The organism is Bradyrhizobium sp. USDA 3650, assembly GCF_054057395.1.
Genome location: NZ_JBSRZG010000001.1, coordinates 6,298,839 through 6,317,867, shown reverse-complemented (window position 1 = coordinate 6,317,867; position 19,029 = coordinate 6,298,839). Strand labels below are relative to the sequence as shown.

General features: G+C 64.6%; 11 protein-coding genes. 9 read left to right on the top strand and 2 right to left on the bottom strand.

Features of this window, described 5'->3' with window-relative positions; genetic code table 11:
- Positions 1-2 precede the first annotated feature (2 nt).
- Genes zwf through ACVIN2_RS29620 form a run of 4 tightly spaced genes read left to right on the top strand, consistent with a single transcriptional unit; the run spans position 3 to position 3,624 of the window.
- On the top strand, positions 3-1,514 hold the full coding sequence (gene zwf / locus ACVIN2_RS29635; protein WP_456768291.1) for a glucose-6-phosphate dehydrogenase: 1,512 nt from the start codon (positions 3-5) through the stop codon (positions 1,512-1,514).
- Entirely contained in the window at positions 1,511-2,260 is a 750-nt protein-coding gene (gene pgl, locus ACVIN2_RS29630; RefSeq protein WP_456768290.1) for a 6-phosphogluconolactonase, read from the top strand. The genes zwf and pgl overlap by 4 nt, the downstream gene beginning before the upstream one ends.
- Positions 2,247-2,777, top strand: coding sequence for a gluconokinase (locus tag ACVIN2_RS29625; RefSeq protein ID WP_007595717.1), 531 nt, complete (start codon positions 2,247-2,249; stop codon positions 2,775-2,777). Before pgl ends, ACVIN2_RS29625 begins: the two co-directional genes overlap by 14 nt.
- 34 nt (positions 2,778-2,811) lie before the next feature.
- Positions 2,812-3,624 (top strand): HAD family hydrolase, encoded by an 813-nt coding sequence (locus ACVIN2_RS29620; RefSeq protein WP_456768289.1) that lies wholly within the window; start codon positions 2,812-2,814, stop codon positions 3,622-3,624.
- Between the two features lie 177 nt (positions 3,625-3,801).
- Here ACVIN2_RS29620 and ACVIN2_RS29615 read toward each other — a convergent pair whose 3' ends face one another.
- Both ACVIN2_RS29615 and malQ read right to left on the bottom strand, forming a co-directional pair.
- Entirely contained in the window at positions 3,802-5,604 is a 1,803-nt protein-coding gene (locus tag ACVIN2_RS29615) for a glycoside hydrolase family 15 protein (protein WP_456768288.1), read from the bottom strand.
- Between the two features lie 43 nt (positions 5,605-5,647).
- Positions 5,648-7,609: a 4-alpha-glucanotransferase gene (gene malQ, locus ACVIN2_RS29610; protein WP_456768287.1), complete on the bottom strand. Its 1,962-nt coding sequence runs from the start codon at positions 7,607-7,609 to the stop codon at positions 5,648-5,650.
- Between the two features lie 204 nt (positions 7,610-7,813).
- Between malQ and ACVIN2_RS29605 the strand changes: the two genes are divergently transcribed.
- Genes ACVIN2_RS29605 through treZ form a run of 5 tightly spaced genes read left to right on the top strand, consistent with a single transcriptional unit; the run spans position 7,814 to position 19,029 of the window.
- Positions 7,814-9,760 carry a maltotransferase domain-containing protein gene (locus tag ACVIN2_RS29605; RefSeq protein WP_456768286.1) on the top strand — a complete coding sequence of 649 codons (1,947 nt, stop codon included), beginning with the start codon at positions 7,814-7,816 and terminating at the stop codon, positions 9,758-9,760.
- 11 nt (positions 9,761-9,771) lie between these two features.
- Positions 9,772-13,065 carry a maltose alpha-D-glucosyltransferase gene (gene treS, locus ACVIN2_RS29600; RefSeq protein WP_456768285.1) on the top strand — a complete coding sequence of 1,098 codons (3,294 nt, stop codon included), beginning with the start codon at positions 9,772-9,774 and terminating at the stop codon, positions 13,063-13,065.
- Positions 13,058-15,196 carry a 1,4-alpha-glucan branching protein GlgB gene (gene glgB, locus ACVIN2_RS29595; RefSeq protein WP_456768284.1) on the top strand — a complete coding sequence of 713 codons (2,139 nt, stop codon included), beginning with the start codon at positions 13,058-13,060 and terminating at the stop codon, positions 15,194-15,196. Before treS ends, glgB begins: the two co-directional genes overlap by 8 nt.
- 3 nt (positions 15,197-15,199) lie before the next feature.
- Positions 15,200-17,278 carry a glycogen debranching protein GlgX gene (gene glgX / locus ACVIN2_RS29590; protein WP_456768283.1) on the top strand — a complete coding sequence of 693 codons (2,079 nt, stop codon included), beginning with the start codon at positions 15,200-15,202 and terminating at the stop codon, positions 17,276-17,278.
- On the top strand, positions 17,275-19,029 hold the full coding sequence (treZ, locus tag ACVIN2_RS29585) for a malto-oligosyltrehalose trehalohydrolase (protein ID WP_456768282.1): 1,755 nt from the start codon (positions 17,275-17,277) through the stop codon (positions 19,027-19,029). The genes glgX and treZ overlap by 4 nt, the downstream gene beginning before the upstream one ends.

Genomic DNA, 19,029 nt, shown 5'->3' with positions numbered 1-19,029 from the left:
TCGTGACAAAAGACCCGCAAGCCAAGCGCAAGCCGGAAAATTGCGCCTTCGTCATCTTTGGTGTCACCGGCGACCTCACCCATCGGCTGGTGATGCCATCGCTCTACAATCTTGCGGCCGAGCATCTGTTACCGGAAAAGTTTTGCGTGGTCGGCGTCGCCCGCCGGAGCCAGTCGGACGACGAACTGCGCGACAGCCTGTTGAAGGGCTTGCGCCAGTTCGCGACCCGTCCGGTGGACGACGACATTGCCAGGAAGCTGCTGGAATGCGTGACCTTCGTCGAAGCCGACGCAAAGGATCCGCCATCCTTTGATCGCCTGCGCGAGCATCTGGATTCCCTGGAATGCGCGCAGGACACCGGCGGCAACCGGCTGTTCTACCTCGCGACCCCGCCGGCTGCGTTCGCGCCGACCGCGCGCGAGCTCGGCCGCACCGGCATGATGAAGGAGAACGGCGCCTGGCGGCGGCTGGTGATCGAAAAGCCGTTCGGCACCGACCTCGCCTCCGCGCGCGCGCTGAATGGCGAGCTGCTGAAGATCATGGACGAGCACCAGATCTATCGGATCGATCACTATCTCGGCAAGGAGACGGTGCAGAACATCCTGGTGCTGCGCTTTGCCAACGGCATGTTCGAGCCGATCTGGAATCGCAACCATATCGACCACATCCAGATCACGGTGGAGGAAAAGCTCGGCGTCGGCCATCGCGGCGGCTTTTACGACGCCACCGGCGCGCTGCGCGACATGGTGCCGAACCATCTATTTCAGCTGATGTCGCTGGTCGCGATGGAGCCGCCGGCGCGGTTCGACGCCCATTCTGTGCGCTCCGAGAAGGCCGAGATTCTGACCTCGATTCAGCGCCCGAGCGAAGAGGAAGCGCTGAAGAGCTCGGTGCGCGCCCAATATCTGTCGGGGCGCATCGGCGACGATGAGATCCCGGACTATCGCAAGACCGAGGACGTCAAACCCGGCAGCACCACCGAGACCTATGTCGCGCTGAAACTGATGATCGACAATTGGCGCTGGGCCGGCGTGCCGTTCTATTTGCGGACCGGCAAGGCGCTCGGCCACAAGCGCACCGAGGTCGCGATCAAGTTCAAGCAGGCACCGTTGTCGATGTTCTCAGGCACCGCTGTCGATCGCCTCTCCCAGAACTTCCTCACGATCGGCATCGCGCCGACCGAGACCATCGAGCTCCAGTTCAACGCCAAGATCCCGGGGCCGAGCGTCACCATCGACGGCGTCGAGATGAAGTTCCGCTATGGCGACTATTTCCGGGCCGATCCCTCGACCGGCTACGAGACGCTGATCTACGACTGCATGATCGGCGACAACATCCTATTCCAGCGCGCCGACGGCATCGAAGCCGGATGGGAGGCGGTGCAGCCGTTCCTGGACGCCTGGAAGAACGCGGGCAGCAACGGCATCGAGACCTATCAAGCCGGCAGCGACGGCCCCGCCTGCGCCGATGAATTGCTCCGCCGCGACGGCCGAAGCTGGCGCAAGTTTTCGTGACGGCGGCCGGACAGCCGGAGCTCATCGTCGCGGCCGACGCCGAGGCTCTCGCGCGGGCCGCGGCCGAGCGGGTGATGGCGCGAATCGCCGACAATCCCGGGCGCATCGCGATCTGCCTGACCGGCGGCTCCAGCCCGAAGAAGCTCTACCAGCTGCTGGGCAGCGAGGCCTGGCGCGAAAAAATCCCGTGGGAGCGCGTGCACTGGTTCATCGGTGACGAGCGCTTCGTGCCCGAAAGCGACCCCCTCAACAACATGGCGGTTGCCCGCGCGACCTTTCTCGATCGCAACGCGCCCTCCGGCCATGTTCACCCGATCCCGACGACGGCTGACACCCCCGATCAGAGCGCCGAGGCCTATGCGCGCGAGCTGCAGGCTTTCTATGGCGCGGAAAGCCTCGATCCGGCGCGGCCGCTGTTCGACATGGTCTTGATGGGCGCAGGTCCCGACGGCCACACGGCGTCGCTGTTCCCGGGCTACCCCGCGATCGAGGAGACCGAGCGCTGGGTGGTCGGCGTCCCCAAGGCCAATGTTGCCCCCTTCGTGCCGCGGGTCTCGCTCAGCCTGCCCGCGCTGGCGTCCTGCCGCGAAATGCTGTTCGAGATAGCGGGGCACGACAAGCAGCCGATCTTGACGCGCCTGCTCAATGGCGAGACTCTGCCGGCTGTACACGCGCGCTCGAATGGCGAGACCGTCTGGCTGGTCGACCAGGCCGCGCTTCCAGGGGGAATTCGTGACGGGCGTTGAAGCACCTTGTGCATTGATCGTGATGGGCGTGTCGGGCTCGGGCAAGAGCACGGTTGCAAAAGCGCTCGGCGAGCGCCTCGGCTGGCGCTTCGAGGACGGCGACAGCTTTCATCCCGCCAGCAATGTCGAGAAGATGCGGGCCGGCCATCCCCTCACCGACGAGGACCGCTGGCCCTGGCTCAACGCCATCGCCGACGAGATCGCGCGGGTCTGTGACAAGGGCGAGCACGTGATCATCGCCTGCTCGGCGCTGAAGCATACTTATCGGGACGTGCTGCTGCGCGGACGTGACGACGTCCGCTTCGTCTTCCTCAGGGGCACGAAGGAGCTGATCGCCGCCCGCCTCGCGCAACGCAAGGGGCACTTCATGCCGCCCGGCCTGCTGACGAGCCAGTTCAACACGCTGGAGCCGCCGGAGGCCGGCGAGCACGTGATCACCGTCTCGATCGACGAATCCGTGGAAGCGATCGTGGACGGCGCGGTGCGGCAGTTGAAACTGGGCGGCGCGAAACGCTGAGGCCAAACACCCAAGAAACACCCAAGGGACCGCCATGACAAAAATCTCGCTCGTCGTCTCCGACGTCGACGGTACGCTGCTGACCAAGGACAAGACGCTGACCGACCGCGCGAGGTCCGCGGTGCAGCGTCTGCACCAGGCCGGCATCGGTTTCACGATTACGTCGAGCCGCCCCGCGATCGGCATGCGCTTCCTGATCGAGCCGCTGGCACTCTGGCTGCCGGTCGGCCCGTTCAATGGCTCCTCGATCGTCGATCCCGAGATGAACCCGGTCGAGCAGCATCTCATCCCGGCCGGCGCGGCCGAGCGAAGCTTGCAAATTCTCCGGGACTTCGGCGCCGACATCTGGCTGTTCACCACCGACAAATGGCTGATCGACAAGCCTGATGGCCAATACGTCGCTCACGAGCAGCACACCATCCGCTCCGATCCCACCATCGTCACGGACTTTTCACCGTATCTCGCCAGCGCCTGCAAGATCGTCGGCGCCAGCGCAGATGCGGCGGGCCTCGAGCGTTGCGAGAAGGCGATGCAGAAGGCGCTCGGCAGCGAGGCGATGGCAGTGCGTTCGCAAACCTACTACCTCGATATCACCCCGCCCGGCTTCGACAAGGGCACCTTCGTGCAAGCCATGGCCAGGCGCCTCGGCATTTCAACCGACGCGGTCGCCACCATCGGCGACATGCAGAACGACCTCGCGATGTTCCGCGTCAGCGGCACCTCGATCGCTATGGGCAATGCGGCCGACAACGTCAAGGAGCAGGCGACCCACGTCACCGCGAGCAACGAGCGGGACGGCTTTGCGGAGGCGATGGAGATGATCTTGAAGCGGAACGTGAGTGGTTAGACGAGCGTGCTGGTTTCACCTCTCCCGCTTGCGGGAGAGGTCGACGCGTAGCGGCGGGTGAGGGTTCTCTCCTCTCGGGGGTTCTCGCCCGCGGAGAGACCCCACCCCAGCCCTCCCCCGCAAGCGGGAGAGGGAGCGCACCTCCGCTCGGGATACGAGCGAAGCTAATCCACTTCACTACTTCGACCGCTGCATCGCAGGCTTCTCGCTGCCATGCCTTGCCGCCGACAGATTATGCGCGGTGTTGACCAGCGCGATGTGGGTCAGCGCCTGCGGGAAATTGCCGGTCTGACGCTTGGCGCCTGAATCATATTCCTCGGCCAGCAGCCCGACATCATTGGCGATACCGACCACGCGATCGAACAGGATCTGCGCCTTGTCGAGATCGCCCGACAGCACATGGGCATCGGCCAGCCACAGGCTGCAGGCGAGGAAGGCGCCTTCGAGCGGAGGTTGCCCCGCAGGCACCTCGCGGGGATCGTGCCGCAGCACGAAGCCGTCGCGCAGCATGTGGTTTTCGACCGCCGCGATGGTGCCGCGAATGCGCGGATCCGACGCTTCCAGGAAGCCGACGGCCGGCAGCAGCAGCACGCTGGCATCGAGCAGCTTCGAGCCGTAGGACTCCACGAAGGCATTCTCCTCCGCGTCGAAGCCCCTGTTGCAGACGTCGCGATGAATGGCCTCGCGCAACGTGCGCCAGTGCAGCAGCGGCGCCTTGAAGCCGAAGGTCTCGGCGCTCTTGATGCCGCGGTCGAAGGCGACCCAGGTCATCACCTTAGAGAAGACATAGTGCTTCGGCTCTCCGCGCCGCTCCCAGATGCCATGATCGGGCTGGTCCCAGACTTCGGCGAGATGCTTGAGCACGGCGCATTCCAGCGCCCAGGTCGTCTCGTCGTCGAGCTTGAGCTTGGCCATCCGCGATTGGTGGAAGGCGTCGATCAGTTCGCCGTAGACGTCGAGCTGGAGCTGCGCATGCGCGGCATTGCCGACGCGCACCGGCTGCGCGCCTTCGTAGCCATCGAGCCAACCGGCTTCCCATTCCAGCAGCCGCCGCTGCCCCCAGATGCCGTACATGATCTGCATGTTCGACGGCGAGCCTGCCGCCGCACGCAACAGCCAATTGTGCCAGGCCAGGGCTTCCTCGGTATAGCCCGAGTTCATCAGCGCCAGCAGCGTGAAGGTGGCGTCACGCAGCCAGCAGAAGCGGTAGTCCCAATTCCTGGCGCCGCCGAGCTTCTCCGGCAACGAGGTGGTCGGCGCCGCGACGATGCCGCCGGTCGGACCGAAGGTCAGCGCCTTGAGCGTGATCAGCGAACGCACGATCAGGTCGCGGTAGTCGCCATCGCGATGACAGTGGCTGCACCAGTCCTGCCAGAATTTTTCCGTCTCCTGGAGCGCGAGCTCCGGGTCGATCGGCGGGGGCGGCTCGAGATGCGAGGGGCCGTAGGTCAGCACGAACGGCACGGTCTCGCCGGCCTTCACCTCGAAATCGGAAACCGTGGTCAAATCCTCACCGCGGGTCTGCGCCGGCGTCCGCAGCACGGTCATGTCCTGCCCGGCGACCGCCAGCAGGGAATGGTCGATCCGCCGCACCCACGGGATGTCGACGCCGAAGCCGAAGCGGATGACGAGCTCCATCCGCATCTTGACCGTGCCACTGACACCGCGGACCAGCCGCACGATGTCGGAGGCCTTGCCGCGCGGCGGCATGAAGTCGATCAGCGCAACGGTGCCGCTGTTCGTCTCAAAGCGCGTTTCGAGGATGAGGGTGTCGCCGAGATAGCGGCGCGACGTCGCGGTGACGTCCTCGCCCGGCGCAATCAGCCAGCGGCCGTTCTTGTGTGTGCCGAGAAGCGCGGCAAAGCAGGCATCGGAATCGAAGGCCGGCCAGCACAGCCAGTCGATCGAGCCGTTGCGGCCGACCAGCGCCGCGGTCTCGCAGTCGCCGATCAGCGCATAGTCCTCAATTTTCTGAGACAATGGCGTACGAGCCTTGAAAACGGCAGCCTCGGAGCCCCGGCGATCAACGCCCGCCAGGCAACGAGCGTTCCCGTGTCGCGGCCTTCAAAGCCGCGAGATCGACTTTCGAGGCGATCTTGTCGAGCGTCACAGGCAGGCGCTGGCGCCAGTTCGGATGCTCGTCGATCGTGCCGGGAATGTTGGGCTGGTCGATCACGCCGAGCAGATCCTCCAGCGACACCGCAAGCAGCCGCGACGGCGTGCGCGACAGGAAGGCGAGCACCGAATAGACATCATTGGCACGGATGCCGTTGGCACGCAGGATCTCGTCGAGCAGGCCGAGCGCATCCCAGCGGGCCTGATCGTTCTCGCCGGGATCGAGCCCGAGCGAGCGCTTCATCTTGAGATCGCTGAATGAGCGCCAGCCGGCATAGGTCGACAAATCATGCGTGTTCAGCGTCACCAGCGCGTTGGGCCGGTAGTGATCGACGGGCCGGAAGTGACCGGCGTCGTCGCGCTCGAACATCATGACGAGGTAGGACCAGATGCCGAAATCCTGCATGGTCTCGCGAAATCCTTCCGGCACCGTGCCGAGGTCTTCGCCGATCACGATGCACTTATGGGCCGCGCTCTCGCGCGCCACGGTCGCCAGCAGCGCCTCGAACGGCATCTGCACATAGGCGCCGTTGTCGGGTTTGAAGCCGCGCGGCACCAGATACAGCCGCTTCAAGCCCAGCACGTGATCGAGACGGATGGCCCCTGAATGGCGCATCGAAGCCGCGAGCATGTCGGCGAACGGCACGAAAGATTGCGCCTCCAGGCCACCGGCATTGAAGCCGGCAAGACCCCAATCCTGGCCGATGGTGTTGAGCACGTCCGGCGGCGCGCCGACCGCGAGATGACGGGAGATCGCCCCCTGCTCATTCCAGGCATCGAAGCCGTTCGACTGCACGCCGACAGCAACGTCGAGATAGAGCCCGACCCGCATGCCGAGCTGGCCAGCCAGCTCCTTGGCGGCATGCAATTGACTATCGGCCGTCCATTGCACGAATTCGACGAACTCGACCTCGTGCTTGTCTGGGCCATTGCGCAACTCGGCGCATTTCGTCTCGTCCGGCTTTTGCCATTCCATGGGCCATTCCCACCACGGCGCCGCGAAGCGATGGCGGAGCACCTCGAAGCAGGCAAAGCGGGACAACAGCGGCGCGCGAGCCGCGCGGAAGGCGTCGAACTGGTTGCGGCGGACGCCGCTCGCGGTTTTCACGAAGCTATCGAAGGCGGCGCGCAGGCCGAGCCATTTCAAGGCCGCCATGTCCGAATAGGGCACACGATCGCCGTCACGGAGCCGCGCGGCGGTCGCGGCCGCGTCGGGGACGAGGTCGGGGGAAAATTCCGGGATCGCCTCGACGTCGATATAGAGCGGATTGAGAAACAGCCGGCTGTTCGGCGAATAGGGACTGCAATCGGCCGGATGGTCGTCGAACAACACATGCAGGGGATTGAGCCCGACGCCATTGGCCCCCAACTGCTTGGCCAGCCGGACGAGACCGGCGAGGTCGGTGAAATCGCCGATGCCCCAATTGCGCTCGGAGCGAACGCTGTAGAGCTGCACGGCAAGCAGCCAGCCGCGGTCGAAATCGCCGCCGAAGGCCCGCTCCGGCGCCACGATCATCGGCACCTCTTCCGCCACGCCTTCGGCATCGGTCAGCGTCAGGCGGTGATAGCCGAGCGGCAGGCCGGCCGGCCAGGCAATCACGGGCTCGCGCGTCTCACCTTGCGCGATCAAATTGCCGTTGCCGGTCATCTTCCATTTGAGTGGTGGCGCACCGGTCGTCACCAATTCGGTGCGCGGATGTCCCAAGGCGCGGACCACCACGGGCCCGCTGACGAAGCGGTAAACCCGCTTCTCCGGCAGGGCGTCGAGGATGGATTTGAGGGCCACGGGATCGGTGACCCGCAGCTTTCCAAGGGCATCGACGAATTCAGATTGAACGCCCTTGATCCGGGCTTGAGCTAAAAGATCCATTCGGCACGCAGCTTGCAAGCCATTCTCTGGCCGGGGGAATTGATTTTAACGAGGTCGCGGAAGAGGTTAGTCAGGGTTAACTCGCAAACCGCACCTGCCGTTCCCCAGGGAACCAATGACACACAAGCGGCTTTCTATAGTGGTATCAAGCGTAGGTTCCCGGCAAGGGAAACGGGCTCCTGCTTTCTTGTCAATGGCATCACCGTGAACAAGACAATTCAAACTGTCGAGAGTGCCGCAGCGGGCAGCACTTTCCTCATCGAGGACGTCTATCCCCTGATCGACGGCGGGCGCTTCGCCGTGAAGCGGATCGCGCGCGAATCGGTCGAGGTCTGGGCCGACATCTACCGGGACGGCGACGCCGTGATCGGCGCAGCGCTGATCTGGCGACAGGAGCAGGACCGCGAATGGCGGAGCGAGCCGATGATCCCTCACGGCAATGACCGCTGGTCCGGCGCATTCACACCCGTCGAGCCCGGCAAATATGTCTATGCGATCGAAGCCTGGACCGACGAATTCGCCACCTGGTCGCACACGGTCGCGCGCAAGCAACGCTCCGGTGCCGACGTCACACTCGATGCGATCGAGGGCGCCGGCCTTCTGACCAAGGCGCATGGCGCGCAGCAGGACGCCGCCGCCGTCATCGTCAGGCAATGCGAGGACTATCTTCAGACCGGCAACGTTGCCCCGCTGCTGGCAACCGAGCTCGGCGCAGCCATGGCCGAGAGCCAGTCGCGGCCTGATCTCACGCGCTCGGCGCTATTCCCACTGTTCGTCGACCGCGACAAGGCGCGCTTCAGCGCCTGGTATCAGATGATGCCGCGTAGCCAGAGCGTGGTGCCGGGACAGCATGGCACGCTCCGCGACTGCATCGCGCGCGTGCCCGACATCGCCGCGATGGGCTTTGACGTGCTCTACTTCACGCCGATCCATCCCATTGGCCGCACCCGGCGCAAGGGCCGCAACAACATGCCGGTGGCGGGCGACGGCGATCCCGGCTCGCCTTATGCGATCGGCGCCATCGAGGGCGGGCACGATGCGCTGCACCCCGAACTCGGCACGATCGAGGATTTTCGCGCGCTGGTCGCGACCTGCCTGGAATATGGCCTCGAACTCGCGCTCGACTTCGCCGTGCAATGCTCGCCGGACCACCCGTGGCTGACGCAACATCCGGAATGGTTCAAATGGCGCCCGGATCGCTCGGTGCGGACGGCCGACGGGCCCTATTCCGATATCGTGATCCCCGATTTCGCGTCCGTCGACCGTGCTGGACTGTGGAACGCGTTTCGCGACGCCATGCTGTTCTGGATCGACCACGGCGTCACCATCTTCGCCATCGACAATCATGACACCGCGCCGCTCGCCTTCTGGGAGTGGCTGATCCGTGACATCCGCCGCCGGCATCCCGAGGTGATCCTGTTCTCCAAGACGTTTGCGCGCCCGAAGCTGATGAAGGGTCTCGCCAAGCTCGGCTTTGCACAATCGTTCAGCTATTTCCCCTGGCGCACGGCGACGTGGGAGCTGGAGCAATATCTCGGCGAGCTGACGCGCTATCCCGAACGTGATTTCTATCGGCCGAACCTGTTCGTGAATACGCCCGATCTTTTGCCCTATCATCTCCAGGGCGGCGAGACCTGGGCGTTCAAATCGCGCGTCGCGCTGGCCGCGACCTTGTCCGGCAATTATGGCGTTTACAGCGGGTTCGAGCTGCTGGAGCACGACGCTGTCCCCGGCCGCGAGGAATATCTCGAATCCGAGAAATACCAGATCAAGCAGCGCGACTGGAACAAGCCCGGCAACATCAAGGCCTACATCACGGAGCTCAATCGCATTCGCAATGACAATGCTGCGCTTCAGCAGACGGCGAACCTGCGCTTCCTCGGCATCGAAGACGGCGAGACGATCGCCTTCGTCAAGGAAGCGACCGACCCGGCCAACATCGTCGTGGCCGTGGTTGCGCTCTCGCGCCACGTACGCGAATTCTGGTTGCCGCTCGGCGACGTCACGGTTGACGCCGGCGGGCAGCGACACCATGTGTCGGCACTCGAAAACCTCCTCACCGGCGAACAGGCCCGCATCGAATGGGGCGGGATCAAATTGCGTATCGATCCCGAGCGCGATCCGGCGCTGCTGTTCCGCTGCCTGGCGTAAGGGCGCACGCCATGAACGTATTGTCTTCCGTCGACACCAAGAAAGCCGAGGCTGCCGAGATCGTGGATGAACTCTGGTACAAGGACGCCATCATCTATCAGCTCCACGTCAAGGCGTTTGCCGATAGCAATCAGGACGGCATCGGCGACTTTGCAGGGCTGACCGAGAAGCTGCCTTATCTCCAGGAGCTCGGCGTCACCGCGCTGTGGCTGCTGCCGTTCTACCCGTCGCCCGGCCGCGACGACGGCTACGACATCGCCGACTACGGCGCGGTCAATCCCGATTTCGGGACAATGAAGGATTTCAAGCGCTTCATCCAGGAAGCACAGAAGCGCGGACTGCGCGTCATCACCGAGCTCGTCGTCAACCACACCTCGGACCAGCACAATTGGTTCAAGCGCGCGCGCCGCAGCCCTCCGGGCTCGAGCGCCCGCAACTGGTATGTCTGGAGCGACACCGACCAGAAATACCAGGGCACCCGCATCATCTTCACCGACACCGAGAAGTCGAACTGGACCTGGGATCACGAGGCCGGCGCGTTCTACTGGCACCGCTTCTTCTCGCACCAGCCGGATCTCAATTTCGACAATCCGCGCGTCGTCAGCGCCCTCATCCAGGTGATGAAGCGCTGGCTCGATGCCGGCGTCGACGGCTTCCGTCTGGACGCCATTCCCTATCTCTGCGAGCGCGAAGGCACCTCGAACGAGAACCTCCCGGAGACGCATGCCATCATCAAGCGGCTGCGCCACGAGCTGGATTCCTACTCCAAGGGCAAGCTGCTGCTGGCCGAGGCCAATCAATGGCCGGAGGACGTGCAGGAATATTTCGGCCGCGGCGACGAGTGCCACATGGCCTACCACTTCCCGCTGATGCCGCGCATCTACATGGCGATCGCGCAGGAGGACCGTTTCCCGATCACCGACATCCTGCGCCAGACGCCGGACATTCCCGCAAGCTGCCAGTGGGCGCTGTTCCTGCGCAACCATGACGAGCTGACGCTGGAGATGGTGACCGACGTCGAGCGCGACTATCTCTGGACCACCTACGCCAACGATCCGCGCGCCCGCATCAATGTCGGCATCCGCCGGCGCCTCGCGCCGCTGATGGACAACGACCGGCGCAAGATCGAGCTGATGAACTCGCTGCTGCTGTCCTTCCCGGGAACGCCGATCATCTATTACGGCGACGAGATCGGGATGGGCGACAACATCTATCTCGGCGACCGCAACGGCGTGCGCACGCCGATGCAGTGGAGCCCGGACCGCAATGGCGGCTTCTCGCGCTGTGACCCGGCCCGCCTCTACGCGCCGCTGATCATGGATCCGGTCTATGGCTACGAATCGGTGAACGTGGAGGCGCAGTCGCGCAGCCTGTCCTCGCTGCTCAGCGCAACCAAGCGCCTGATCTCGGTGCGCAAATCGACGCTCGCCTTCGGCCGCGGCACCATGACCTTCATCCGCCCGGCCAACCGCGCCGTACTGGCCTATGTCCGGCAGTACCGCGACGAGGTGATCCTCTGCGTCGCCAATCTGTCGCGCGCCGCCCAGGCGACCGAACTCGATCTGTCGCCCTGGAAGGACCGCATCCCGCAGGAGATGCTCGGCCGCACGCGTTTTCCGGCGATCGGCGAACTGCCCTACATGGTCACGCTGGGGCCCTATGGTTTCTACTGGTTCCAGCTCACCGAGCGCGACAAGTCCGAGCCGGTGATGCCGCGCGCTGTCCCGGAATTCGAGACGCTGGTGGTGCCGGTGAACTCGACCTGGGTGTCGCTGGCGCGCGAGCGCGGCGTGTTCGAGCATGAGGTGCTGCCGGGATTCCTGTCGCGCACGCGCTGGTATCCGGAGCACAATCCCAAGCAGATCAAGCCGACGCTGACCTCGGCGGTGCCGTTCTGCGACATCGGCGACAACAGGCCCTGGATCGCGTTCTTCGAGGTGGCGCAGGGCGACGCCACCACGCGCTACGTGCTGCCGATGCAGATCGAATGGGTACGCTTCGACCGCGAACGCTTCAATCCCAGGGCGCTCGCCGCCGTGCGCCAGGGTGCCCGCGAAGGGACGCTGCTGGATGTGGCAACGGAGCAGATCTTCATCGGCCTGTTCCTGCGCAACCTGTCGCAGAACCTGGTGGTGGAAGAAAACAATCTGCGGCTGGAGTTCAAGGCGACCAGCCGGTTTGCCGAGTACACCATCAAGGAGCCCGAACGCATCCGCGCGATCGAGCAGTCGAACAGCACCGCGCTGGTCGATAACCAGTATGTCGCCAAGATCTATCGCCAGCTCGAAGCCGGCATCAATCCCGAGATCGAGATCGGCTCCTACCTCACCGAAATCGCCCGCTTTGCCAATACGCCGGCACTGCTCGGCAGCGTCGAGCTGGTCGAAGACGACCGTCGCAGCGCAGTCGGCGTGCTGCACGCCTATGTCGAGAACCAGGGCGACGGCTGGGGCGTCACCGCGGGCTATCTCGACCGCTATATCGACGAGCAACGGGTGCTGCCACCGGGCGAGATGCCCCGCGAGACCCAGGAACAAGCGCCCTATCTGCATTTCATTACGCAGATCGGCCGACGGCTCGCCGAGCTGCATGTGGCTCTGGCCGCTGCAAAGCCCGGCGATCTCGCGCCGGAGCCGATTGGCTCCGCACAAATCAAGCGCTGGTCATCGGAACTCAAGACACGGGCCGAGCGGGTTTTCGAGCGGCTGGCCGCCGGCAGCGACGGCCTGCGGGAGGTGGATCGACCGCTGATCAATCAGCTCGCCGCGGAGCGCGCGTCCCTGTCCGGCCGGCTCAACGCGCTATTACCTTCCGGGATCGGCGGGTTGAACATCCGTCATCATGGCGACTTCCGCCTCGGGCAAACTCTGATCGTGAAGGACGATATCTTCATCATCGACTTCGACGGCGATCCGCGTTTGCCGCTGGCCGACAAGCGGCGCAAGCTGCCTGCGGCGCGCGACGTTGCCGGCCTGATCCGCTCGATTGATCTTTCGGTTAACGCGGCGCTCCACCGCGCGCTCACCGGTGCTTCCGACGAACAGGGCCGGCTTACGGCTGCGCTCGACGAATGGCGCGAGCGCACCACCGCGACGTTCCTCATTGCCTACCGCGAAGCCATGACCGATCGGCGGCTGTGGCCGGAAGATCCGCAATCCGCGGCAGGCCTGTTAAGGTTTTTCCTGCTTGATCAAGCGTTTGAGGAAGTAGAGTACGAGCTGTCCCACCGGCCTGAGGGGCTCCATGCGCCGCTGTCCGGACTGCTTCGCATTCTGTCCAGTATCGAGAGCGAAGCCCATGCCTAAACTCCCTGCCGAGGCCTATGCGATCATCGAGGGTCGCCACTCCGATCCGTTCCACTATCTCGGGCTGCATCCCGAGGGCGACAAGAGCGTGGTGCGCGCGTTTCTCCCCGATGCTTCCAACGTCGAGGCGGTGGGCGAGCACGGCGAGGTGGCGAAGCTCGATCGCGTCCATGATGCCGGCCTGTTCATCGGCGCGCTTCCGAACGGCGCGAAGCACTATCAGCTCCGCGCGAAGTTCGGCGATAACGTCATCGAATTCGAGGACACCTATCGCTTTCCGCCGATCCTGACCGATTTCGACCTCTATCTGCTCGGCGAAGGCACCCACCAGCGCCTTTACGACAAGCTCGGCGCGCATCCGTTGCGGCTCGAAGGCATCGATGGCATCGGCTTCGTGGTGCTGGCGCCCAACGCGCGACGTGTCTCCGTGGTCGGCGACTTCAACTTCTGGGACGGGCGGCGCCATCCGATGCGGGTGCGCGGCGCGGGCTATTGGGAATTGTTCATCCCGCACGCCAAGGCGGGCGACCACTACAAGTTCGAAATCATCGGACCGCATGGCCATCTGCTTCCGCTGAAGTCCGACCCGATGGCCTTTGCAAGCGAGGTGCGGCCGAAGACCGCTTCCATCGTGTTCGACGAAGCGCATCTGCCGCGGCCGCGACCGGCGCCCGACGGCATCAACGCATTGTCCGCGCCGATGTCGATCTACGAGGTCCATCTCGGCTCGTGGCGGCGCAAGAACGGCGATGAATGGCTGACCTATCGCGAGCTGGCCGAGCAGCTGCCGGCCTACGCCCGCGACATGGGCTTCACCCATCTCGAATTCCTCCCGGTCAGCGAGCATCCTTTCGACGGCTCATGGGGCTATCAGCCGACCGGCCTGTATGCGCCGACCAGCCGCTTCGGCACGCCGGAGGATTTCGCCGCGCTGGTCGACGCCTGCCACCGCGAGGGCGTGGGCGTGCTGCTCGACTGGGTGCCCGGCCACTTCCCGGACGATCCGCACGGGCTCGGCAGCTTCGACGGCACGGCGCTGTACGAGCACGCTAATCCGCTCCAGGGCCGGCATCTCGATTGGGGCACGCTGATCTACAATTACGGCCGCACCGAAGTGACGAACTTCCTGGTCTCGAACGCGCTGTTCTGGCTCGAGCGCTACGCGATCGACGGACTGCGCGTCGATGCGGTCGCGTCCATGCTCTACCTCGACTACAGCCGTCCACCCGGCGCGTGGATTCCGAACCAGCACGGCGGCCGGGAGAACATCGAGGCGATCGCGTTCCTGCGCCGCTTCAACACCGAGCTGTTCGCGCGTTTCCCGCAGGCGACCACGGCCGCCGAAGAGTCCACCGCCTGGCCGCAGGTCTCGCGTCCGGTCGAATTCGGCGGGCTCGGTTTCGGCTACAAGTGGAACATGGGCTGGATGCACGACACGCTGAACTACATCAGCAAGGACCCGATCCACCGCAAGCATCATCACGGCGACATCCTGTTCGGCCTGCACTACGCCTTCTCGGAGAACTTCGTCCTGCCGCTGTCGCATGACGAGGTCGTGCACGGCAAGCGCTCGATTCTGGGGCGCATGCCCGGCGACGAATGGCAGCGCTTCGCGAATTTGCGCGCCTATTACAGCTTCATGTTCGGCCATCCCGGCAAGAAGCTGCTGTTCATGGGCGCCGAGATCGCGCAAAGCCGCGAATGGAATCACGACCAGTCGCTCGACTGGCACTTGCTCGAATACAAGCCCCATTCAGGCATCCAGGCGCTGATCCGCGATCTCAACCGGCTCTATCGCGCGGTGCCCGCCCTGCACCAGATGGACTGCGAGCAGGCCGGTTTCGAATGGCTGATCACCGACGACGCCAACCGCAACGTCTTCGCCTGGCTGCGCAAGGGATTTGACGAGCACGCCCGGTGCATGGTGATCGTCAACTTCTCACCCAACGTCTATCGCAACTACCGCGTTCGCGCGCCCCTCAGTGGCAAGTGGAAGGAAGTCTTCAACTCCGACTCCGCCCATTACGGCGGCAGCAATGTCGGCAACATCGGCGAAGTCCACGCCGTCAATGGCGAGCTCCGGCTCACCATTCCGCCGCTCGCTGCGATCTTCCTCGTTCCGGAAAGCTGAACGATGCGCCTGACTGCTGGATCGCCCGCACGCCTCGGCGCAAGCTGGGACGGACGCGGCACCAATTTCGCGCTGTTCTCCGCGAACGCGCAGAAGGTCGAGCTGTGTCTGTTCGACATGCAGGGCCGCCGCGAGCTCGAGCGCGTCGAGCTGCCGGAGCGCACCGAGGATGTCTGGCACGGCTATCTCAACGACGTCTCGCCCGGCCAGCTCTACGGCTACCGCGTGCATGGCCCCTACGAGCCGGAGCACGGCCACCGCTTCAACGCCAACAAGCTGCTGCTCGACCCCTATGCCAAGCGGCTTTCCGGGCGGCTGGTCTGGAGCGACGCGCATTTCGCCTATCGCACCGGAAGCCCGCGCGAGGACCTGTCGTTCGACCGGCGCGACAACGCGCGCGGCATGCCCAAGGCCGTCGTCGTCGACGAGACTTTCAACTGGGGCCGCCGCGAGATCCGGCCCAACATCCCCTGGGAAGACACCATCATCTACGAGGCCCACGTCAAGGGACTGACACAGAAGCGCGACGACGTGCCGCCGAATTTGCGCGGCACCTATGGCGGCCTGTCCTCGCCGGCGATGATCGAGCACCTGAAGAAGCTCGGCGTCACCACGGTGGAGCTTCTGCCGGTGCACAGCTTCGTCGACGACCGCATCCTGGTGGAGAAGAAGCTTGCCAATTACTGGGGCTACAACACCTTGTCGTTCTTCGCGCCCGAGCAGCGCTACGCCCAGGACAACGCCCTCGATTCCTTCCGCACCACGGTCGCGCGCCTGCACGATGCTGGCATCGAGGTGATGCTCGACGTCGTCTATAACCACACCGCCGAGGGCAATCACCTTGGTCCGACGCTGTGCTACCGCGGCATCGACAACGCCTCCTATTACTGGCTGAACCGCGAGAACCCGCGCTATTACGACGACTTCACCGGCTGCGGCTCGTCGGTGAACCTCACCCATCCGCGCGTACTGCAGATGGTGATGGATTCCCTGCGCTACTGGGTCGAGGTCTGCCACGTCGACGGCTTCCGTTTCGACCTCGCCACCACGCTGGCGCGCGGGCCGAACGGTTATGATCGCGGCAGCTCGTTCCTGACCGCGATCCGCCAGGACCCGGTGCTGGCGAGCGTCAAGCTCGTCGCCGAACCCTGGGACCTCGGCCTTGGCGGCTATCAGGTCGGCGCATTTCCTTCGCAATGGTCGGAGTGGAACGACCGCTACCGCAGCGCCATGCGCCGCTACTGGAGCGGCGAAGGCAGCCTGATCGGCGACATCTCCAGCCGCATGACGGCGTCCTCCGACCTGTTCAACCACGATGGACGGCGGCCGCGCGCCAGCGTCAACCACATCACCGTGCATGACGGTTTCACCCTCGCCGATCTCTTCAGCTACAACGAAAAGCACAACGAGGCCAATGGCGAGGACAATCGCGATGGCTCCAACGACAACCACAGCAACAATTGCGGTGTCGAGGGCCCGACCGACGATCCCCAAATCGTCAGCTTGCGCCGGCAGCTTCGCAAGAACGTACTGGCCTGCCTCATGTTGGCGCAGGGCATTCCGCTGATCCTCGCCGGCGACGAGGTCGGGAATTCGCAATCAGGCAACAACAACGCCTATTGCCAGGACAACGAGGTTGGCTGGGTCGGCTGGGACAATCTCGGCAAGGACGGCGACGACATGGTCGATTTCGTCGCCGAGCTCGCCGATATCCGCCGCCGGTTCTCGCAGCTTCGCAGCCATCGCTGGCTCGACGGCCGCCCCAAGGACGGCATCTCCTACGGCGCGCTGTGGCTGACGCCGGCCGGCGACGAAATGACGGAAAGCGATTGGAAATTCCCGGAAGGGCGGTTTCTCTCCTATGTGATGGGGCCGATGGAACCGGGCAGCGCCGCGATCTTTATCGTACTCAACGCAGCCCCCGAAGAGATCGCATTCAAATTGCCAAAAATGACCGAATACAAGAGTTGGCAGCAAATCCTGAACACGACCGACGCCAAGCTGAACACGGTCGACTTCCTGCCCGGAAGCGACAGCAAGGCGCCGCCGCGCTCCGTGCTCGCTTTCGCGGGGGCGCTATGAGGCCATCCTTCGGGGCGAGGCCGACGAAGGACGGCGTGTCGTTCCGGCTGTGGGCGCCTGCAGCGCGCCGTGTCGATCTCCTGCTCGACAGACGGCACGCGATGCAGCGCCGGCAGGATGGCTGGTATGTCGCCGAGATTGCCAACCTGCCCGTCGGCAGCGACTACAAATTCAGGATCGATGACGAGATCGACGTGCCCGATCCGGCGTCTGGATTCCAGCCCGACGACGTGTTCGGCCCGAGCGAGGTGATCGATCACGAGGGCTTTGCCTGGCGCGCATCCGATTGGCGCGGCCGTCCCTGGGAAGCGACGGTGCTGATCGAGACGCATGTCGGCACCTTCACCGCGGAAGGCACCTATCGCGCCATGATCGACAAGCTCGATCATCTCGTCGCGACCGGCATCACCGCGGTCGAGCTGATGCCGCTGGCCGACTTCGCCGGTCGCCGCGGCTGGGGTTATGATGGCGTGCTGTGGTACGCGCCCGACAGCGCTTATGGTCATCCCGATGAATTGAAGACGCTGATCGACGAAGCCCATCTGCGCGGGCTGATGGTGTTCCTCGACGTCGTCTACAATCATTTCGGCCCCGAGGGAAATTACCTCGGCCGCTACGCGCCCGCCTTCTTCACCGACGCGCACACGCCATGGGGCAGTGCGATCGATTATCGCGTGCCGCAGGTTCGCGCTTTTGCCGTCGAAAACGCGCTGTCGTGGCTCAGCGACTATCGCTTCGACGGCCTCAGGCTGGATGCCGCCAACCACATCATGGCGATCCCCGGCGAGCAATCGATGCTGCAAGACCTCAGCGTCGCCGCGGGCGAGCTTGCCAAGGCGACGGGACGGCACATCCATCTCGTGCTGGAGAACGGCGACAACCGCGCGAGCCTGCTCGACGCCGCGCAGGAGCCTCCCAACGGCAAATATCGCGCCCAGTGGAACGACGACTACCACCACGTCTGGCACGTGATGCTGACGGGCGAGCTCGCCGGCTATTACGCGGACTATCAAACGCCGCGCCTCGATCTCGCACGCGCGCTCGCCTCCGGCTTCGTCTATCAGGGCGAGATCTCGGAATTCTGGGGCAAGAAGCCGCGCGGCGAGAAAAGCGATGAGCTGCCGCCGGCAACCTTCGTCAACTTCCTGCAAAACCACGACCAGATCGGCAACCGGCCGCTCGGCGACCGGCTCGAAATCCTGGCATCGCCCCAGCAGATCGAAGCCGCACTCACGGTGACCCTGCTCGCGCCGATGGTGCCGATGCTGTTTCAGGGCGAGGAGTGGGGCTCCACCGTGCCTTTCCCGTTCTTCTGTGACTTCCAGGGCGGACTGGCTGATGCCGTGCGCAAGGGGCGCAAGCAGGAGTATGCCTGGGCCTATGAGACGTATGGCGACGAGGTGCCCGACCCGCTCGATCCGGCAACGCTGCAATCGGCCGTGCTCGACTGGAGCGGTCACACGCCGGAGCAGGATGCACGCCTCGCGCTGGTGCGGGAGCTGCTCGCTCTCCGCCACAAAGAGATTGCGCCACGACTGAAAGGTGCGCGCTTCGGTGACGCCGCCGTGGCCGATAGCGGCCTGCTCACCGCGCATTGGAACATGGGAGATGGCGCGACGTTGCGCCTCGTGGCCAATCTCTCCGACAAGGACATCGCATACCCCGACAGCGGCGTGGGGACCCCGATCTGGGGCGGCGCAGGCAGCGACCGGCTTACGCCCTGGTCGGTGGTCTGGCGCCTCGGAGGCTGA